This window comes from Gemmiger formicilis (genome assembly GCF_016900095.1).
Lineage (GTDB): Bacteria > Bacillota > Clostridia > Oscillospirales > Ruminococcaceae > Gemmiger > Gemmiger formicilis_A.
The window spans coordinates 1-4,512 of the sequence record NZ_JACJJP010000059.1 but is presented as its reverse complement, the minus strand read 5'-3'; the positions used below and the strand labels follow the sequence as shown (position 1 = coordinate 4,512).

5 protein-coding genes and 1 pseudogene are annotated in these 4,512 nt (G+C 56.2%); 3 read left to right on the top strand and 3 right to left on the bottom strand.

The annotated features are described in order from the left end of the window. Positions 1-275 precede the first annotated feature (275 nt). The 3 genes from H6B15_RS15045 to H6B15_RS15035 form a co-directional block, all read right to left on the bottom strand. Entirely contained in the window at positions 276-1,187 is a 912-nt protein-coding gene (locus H6B15_RS15045; protein WP_204648821.1) for a hypothetical protein, read from the bottom strand. A gap of 203 nt (positions 1,188-1,390) precedes the next feature. Next, a complete protein-coding gene (locus tag H6B15_RS15040) occupies positions 1,391-1,846 on the bottom strand; it encodes a DUF3846 domain-containing protein (RefSeq protein ID WP_204648820.1) in 456 nt (151 codons plus the stop codon). Then, complete coding sequence (locus H6B15_RS15035) at positions 1,839-2,324, bottom strand: LPXTG cell wall anchor domain-containing protein (RefSeq protein ID WP_204648819.1); 486 nt, start codon at positions 2,322-2,324, stop codon at positions 1,839-1,841. Before H6B15_RS15035 ends, H6B15_RS15040 begins: the two co-directional genes overlap by 8 nt. Positions 2,325-2,636: 312 nt before the next feature. Here H6B15_RS15035 and H6B15_RS15030 point away from each other — a divergent pair, with 312 nt between their 5' ends. The 3 genes and pseudogenes from H6B15_RS15030 to H6B15_RS15820 form a co-directional block, all read left to right on the top strand. Then, the gene (locus H6B15_RS15030; RefSeq protein ID WP_204648818.1) at positions 2,637-4,007 is read left to right on the top strand and encodes a PhoH family protein; all 1,371 of its coding nucleotides are present in this window, start codon (positions 2,637-2,639) and stop codon (positions 4,005-4,007) included. A gap of 43 nt (positions 4,008-4,050) precedes the next feature. Next, positions 4,051-4,293, top strand: a complete 243-nt coding sequence (locus tag H6B15_RS15025) for an Ac45/VOA1 transmembrane domain-containing protein (RefSeq protein ID WP_087182775.1) — start codon at positions 4,051-4,053, stop codon at positions 4,291-4,293. Between the two features lie 97 nt (positions 4,294-4,390). Then, a pseudogene (locus tag H6B15_RS15820) lies at positions 4,391-4,512 on the top strand (toxic anion resistance protein); the annotation flags it as partial.

The window sequence follows — 4,512 nt, the reverse complement described above, 5'->3', positions numbered from 1 at the left end:
AATCTGTTCAGGCGATGTTGCGACCAGCAGCTTAACTTCTTATTTTACAGGAACCCTTTTTGCGAACAATACTTGACGCGGGCAAATTCCTGGCAGCAAATTTAAGTTTCACCCAGTTCGTCACCTGTGCCAAACCTCTGTATTGCGTAGATAGTGTTCATCATTCTGCTCCCTATTACGAGAAAAAAGGCTACCGGACGGTGGCCTTTTTCAACAGATTGAGCGCGTCCCGTGGGGCGTGCTTTTTTGGGGTGTGTGCAGGCCCGGGGCGGGGGTTACCGACCGGCGAGCACATAGAGATACCGCGCGTTGCCGGCGGCGTCGTAGATGGTCATGTACAGATCGTCCCCCTGGACTTCAAAGCGGAAGTTAACTTCCAGATCGTTCTCCCCCTCGGGGAAATCGCAGGCGCAGGTCCAGGACCCGCCACCGTTGTCCACCAGCCGCTGGTAGGGGCGGCTGCCGAAGCGGAACGCGTCGATCATAAAAACGTCGAACGGGCCGAACGGGTTGGGGGTGCCCTCCGGGTTTTCTTCGCTCTGGGTGTAATCCGTCACCAGGGTGTACATCCCCCAGTCCTCCGTGGGCAGCGGGCTGGGGGCCCTGTCGTAGGTGGGGCGGACATAGTAGCCCACCAGATTGCCCGCGGCGTCCATCCGGGTCAGCATTTCCCGTTCGTCGTTGCGCTCAAACAGGAAGGCGTCGGTCAGCGCGTTGTCCTCGAGGCGGGCGCGGTAGATGAAGTAGCTGCCGTCGCCGTTGTCGACGGGGGTGTCGCTGACGTTGGAGACGTTCTCAAAGACGAAGAAGTCGTCGCTGTCCTTCGCGTCGACCCAGGCGCCCTGCCAGGGCTTGGAGGCGGGTACCAGGCCCGCCATCTCGGTGGTCACCGGCTGGGACATCGGCGAGGGGCCGTCCTCACCGGAAGCGGCGGGGGGCGGGGATGCCGGCGCCGGGCTGGCGGGCGTTTCCTCCGGCAGCGGGATTTCTGCCGCCGCAGACCCGCTGCCAGGCGTCTCGTTGGTGTCCCCGGCGGGCCGACCTGTACAGCCTCCAAGGCACAGCGCCAGGGCCAGGATGCAGGCCAACAGGGCCGGCATGGCGGAAGTCGGGACATTGGCCCCGCCGCAGCGGTCAGGCAGGGCGGCGTCCCGCTGCGGGGCGCCGTGATTGTCGCAGTATTTCATAGGTTTTCCTCCTCGTTTCCCCTATTATACCGCATTTTTGCCAGCAGAGAAACCCCCGAGGCAAAAGATCTGGGGCGGTGCTTCGGCCATATTTTTCCATACTTTCTTGGCCGAAAGTACGATAAGAACTTCCGACGAAAATGCATACCGGGGGAGCACGCTGAAAGATGCCACCCTGGCTGCGCCCCCCTGATGGTCGAACGTCAGCGGGACGGATTGTCCCGGTGGTCGGGCCGCTCCAGCCCATTTCCAATGTTCAACCCCTCCATGTATCGTCTGTACCGTTGCGGTGAGCATGGAAAGCAAATGATTGCATCGGGCATGTCACAGATGATCTCCAGCTCCCGGAATCGTGCGAGATACCGCTCCACCTGTTCATTGGTCAGGCTGCAAAAATTCTCGCCATCCTCACCGCAAAGGAAAAAGGTGCCGTACACCACATCATCGATTTCGGACAAACCCCGGTTCGGCTGCAGTGGGATGACCTTCCCTTCATCATTGAGGACAAGGCAGACGTTTTCCTTGGGCCAGGGCCGGATAACATCGATCATTCCCCCGACCACCGCCTGTTCCGCTTCCAATGTGTTTTCGATTGTGGCTTTGCGGGTATACCTTCCCGGTTCCACAAGGACGACGCGCATCTTGTTCGATTTACTCATGTCGATCCTCCCAATCCTCCCGCGGTTCGAGTTGCGGGTCGTTTTCTTCTTCCAGCCGGTTTTTGCGGCGGCGTGCCACCAGCAGCGCGATGAATCCGGCTGCCGCAGCCGCCGTTGCGATTACCATCGCCAGCAGCGGCGTGCTGTCGCCGGTCTGCGGCACATGGGCAACGGGTGCCGGCGTGGGCGTTGCCGTGACCGTGACGGTCGTGGTGGGCGTAGGCGTCGGGGTGGGTTGCGGCTGGGCCGCGTCAACCATCGTGACCGATGCACCATCGACTATGTGCCAGCTGTCTGCGGCGGTCGCGCGGGTGAATACCACGATATGGCCTTCCGCGTCCCGCTCCACCTTGAACTGGATATCGGACGCAACCAGATAAACCAAGGCGGTGAGCGAATATGTGCCGGTTTGGCTGAAAAAGGACAGGTTTACCCATTTAAATTTCCGCTTTTGCTTTATCAGAAATTTGAAATTCAAAGACGGAACTATCATTTAAAAAGTTCACATGCGCTCTACAAGAAAGCCGGAGGTACTCATATATTTATTTTACTTGTATTTTACGGATAATTAACTCCGGTTATATGGAAAACCAAATGCATCAAATGTATAATAGAAATATGGAGTGGATTGCCTATGCTTTTTGCCCTATATGATTTCCTGGCATATTGCCTGTATAGCATCAGCCGGTTTTCCGGAGGAAGTGCGTTGCTTTGCGCCGCTTTTTCTGAAAAACCGGCTGTTTTCGTTATGAAGAGAATCAAATTTCTGTAATGAAAAGGAGAAAACGCCATGCAAAAAACGTATATTCTGGATACCAATGTTCTGATCCAGGCGCCCTATGCCCTCCAATCCTTTGAGGACAACCATCTTGTTTTACCTCTTGCCGTCCTGGAGGAACTGGATGGATTGAAAAATGCAGAGGGGGAAAGGGGCGCCAATGCGCGGCAGGTCATCCGGTATCTGGAATCGCTGCGCACGGCGGGAAACCTGCTGGAAGGCGTCCCCCTGCCCGGCGGCGGCACGCTGCGCCTGGAGGTCAACTGCGTGGACGTGAAGCTGCCGGAAGGCTTCCCGGATCATAAAAACGACAACCGGATTTTAAAAGTCTGCCTTGGCCTGCAAAACAGGAAAACGCCGGTTATCCTGGTGACAAAGGACATTGTGGTGCGCGTCAAGGCACAGATGCTGGGGATTCAGGCGGAGGATTTCACCACCGAGCAGGCGCCTGTCAGCGGGGAGCAGTATACCGGCCGGTGCGAGGTATTTGTAGCGGAAAAGAAATTCGAGGACTTTAAAAAAAAGCATATTACGCCGGAGGATGTATATCAGGTGGACGAAGCCGGTGAAAAGCTTCCTGTGACGCTCATGCCCAATCAGTTCGTCATCCTCAAAGCGGACCAATCCGCCAGGAAAACCCAGCTCGGCCGTTTTGACGGGAAGAAAATCGTTCCGCTCTCTTTTCATAAGAAAAAGCCCTACGGTGTTTCCCCAAGAAATATCGGCCAAAAATTCTTACAGGAGGCCTTGATGGCCGATGCGGAGGGAGCGCCGCTGGTGATCGTAAAGGGGATGGCCGGCACAGCCAAAACCTTCTACACCTTGGCGGTCGGCCTGCACGCCATGCTGGAACAGGAGGAACCGGCTTACCGGCGCATTTTGATCAGCCGCCCCAACGCCCAGTTTGACGATGACATCGGCTTCCTTCCTGGAGATGAATCGGAAAAAATCGCCCCGTTGCTCCGACCGGTCGTCGACAATCTGGAGCTCCTGGTGGATCAAAATGAAAAGGAACGGTTTGCCGACGAGCGCAGCCTTTCCGGAAAAGTAGAGGAGTTGTTCGACCGGGGCATTGTGGATGCCCAGGCCCTTAACTTCATCCGTGGCCGGTCGATTTCCAAAACCTATCTGGTCATTGACGAGGCGCAGAACCTGACGCCCAAGCAGGCCAAGGGGATCATCACCCGTGCCGGGATGGGTACGAAAATCATCCTGTTGGGCGACCCGCAGCAGATTGACCATCCCCTTTTGGACGAACGCACCAACGGCTTGAGCTACGCAGCGGAAAAAATGAAGGGCAGTCCGCTGTGCTGGCAGGTCACCATGTCCGCCGAAGAGTGTGAGCGTTCCGCACTGGCTATGGATGCGGTAAAAAGGATGTAAATGGATTGGATTTTATATATGCACAGGAAAGGTTGTTAGCGATATGAAGGGAAACCGTTCTTTTCAGGAGACCATCGCACGGATAAGGCAAAAGCTCAGGAGCAGCCGGAAACGATGTATCGGCGTACTGCTGATCCTGCTCGGTATTGTTTTGGGGATTGTTTCCAGGGCGGCGGGCGGATCTCCGTCCCAGGATTTCACCTCCGGTATCCTCATGGGTCTCTCGGCCGGCATCCTTCTTGTTGGGATTCTTGCAGTCCTGCTGTCCTTCATCCGGAGGCGATGATATACTGGATAAAGCTTCCAACCTGCCGAAGCTTCATGCCGAGGCGTCGGACGAGGACGATCCTATGAGCGCCCAGGTGGTATGAGATTTTGTAGATGCCGTGAACCGCTTTGAAAAGAAAATTCACGGCCTAAAGCTGAGCAAAAACGTCGCCATCCAGACTGCGCCGCAGATCCGGTTGATCCAGAGCAACGATAAAATGCCGGCAGATAAAATTCA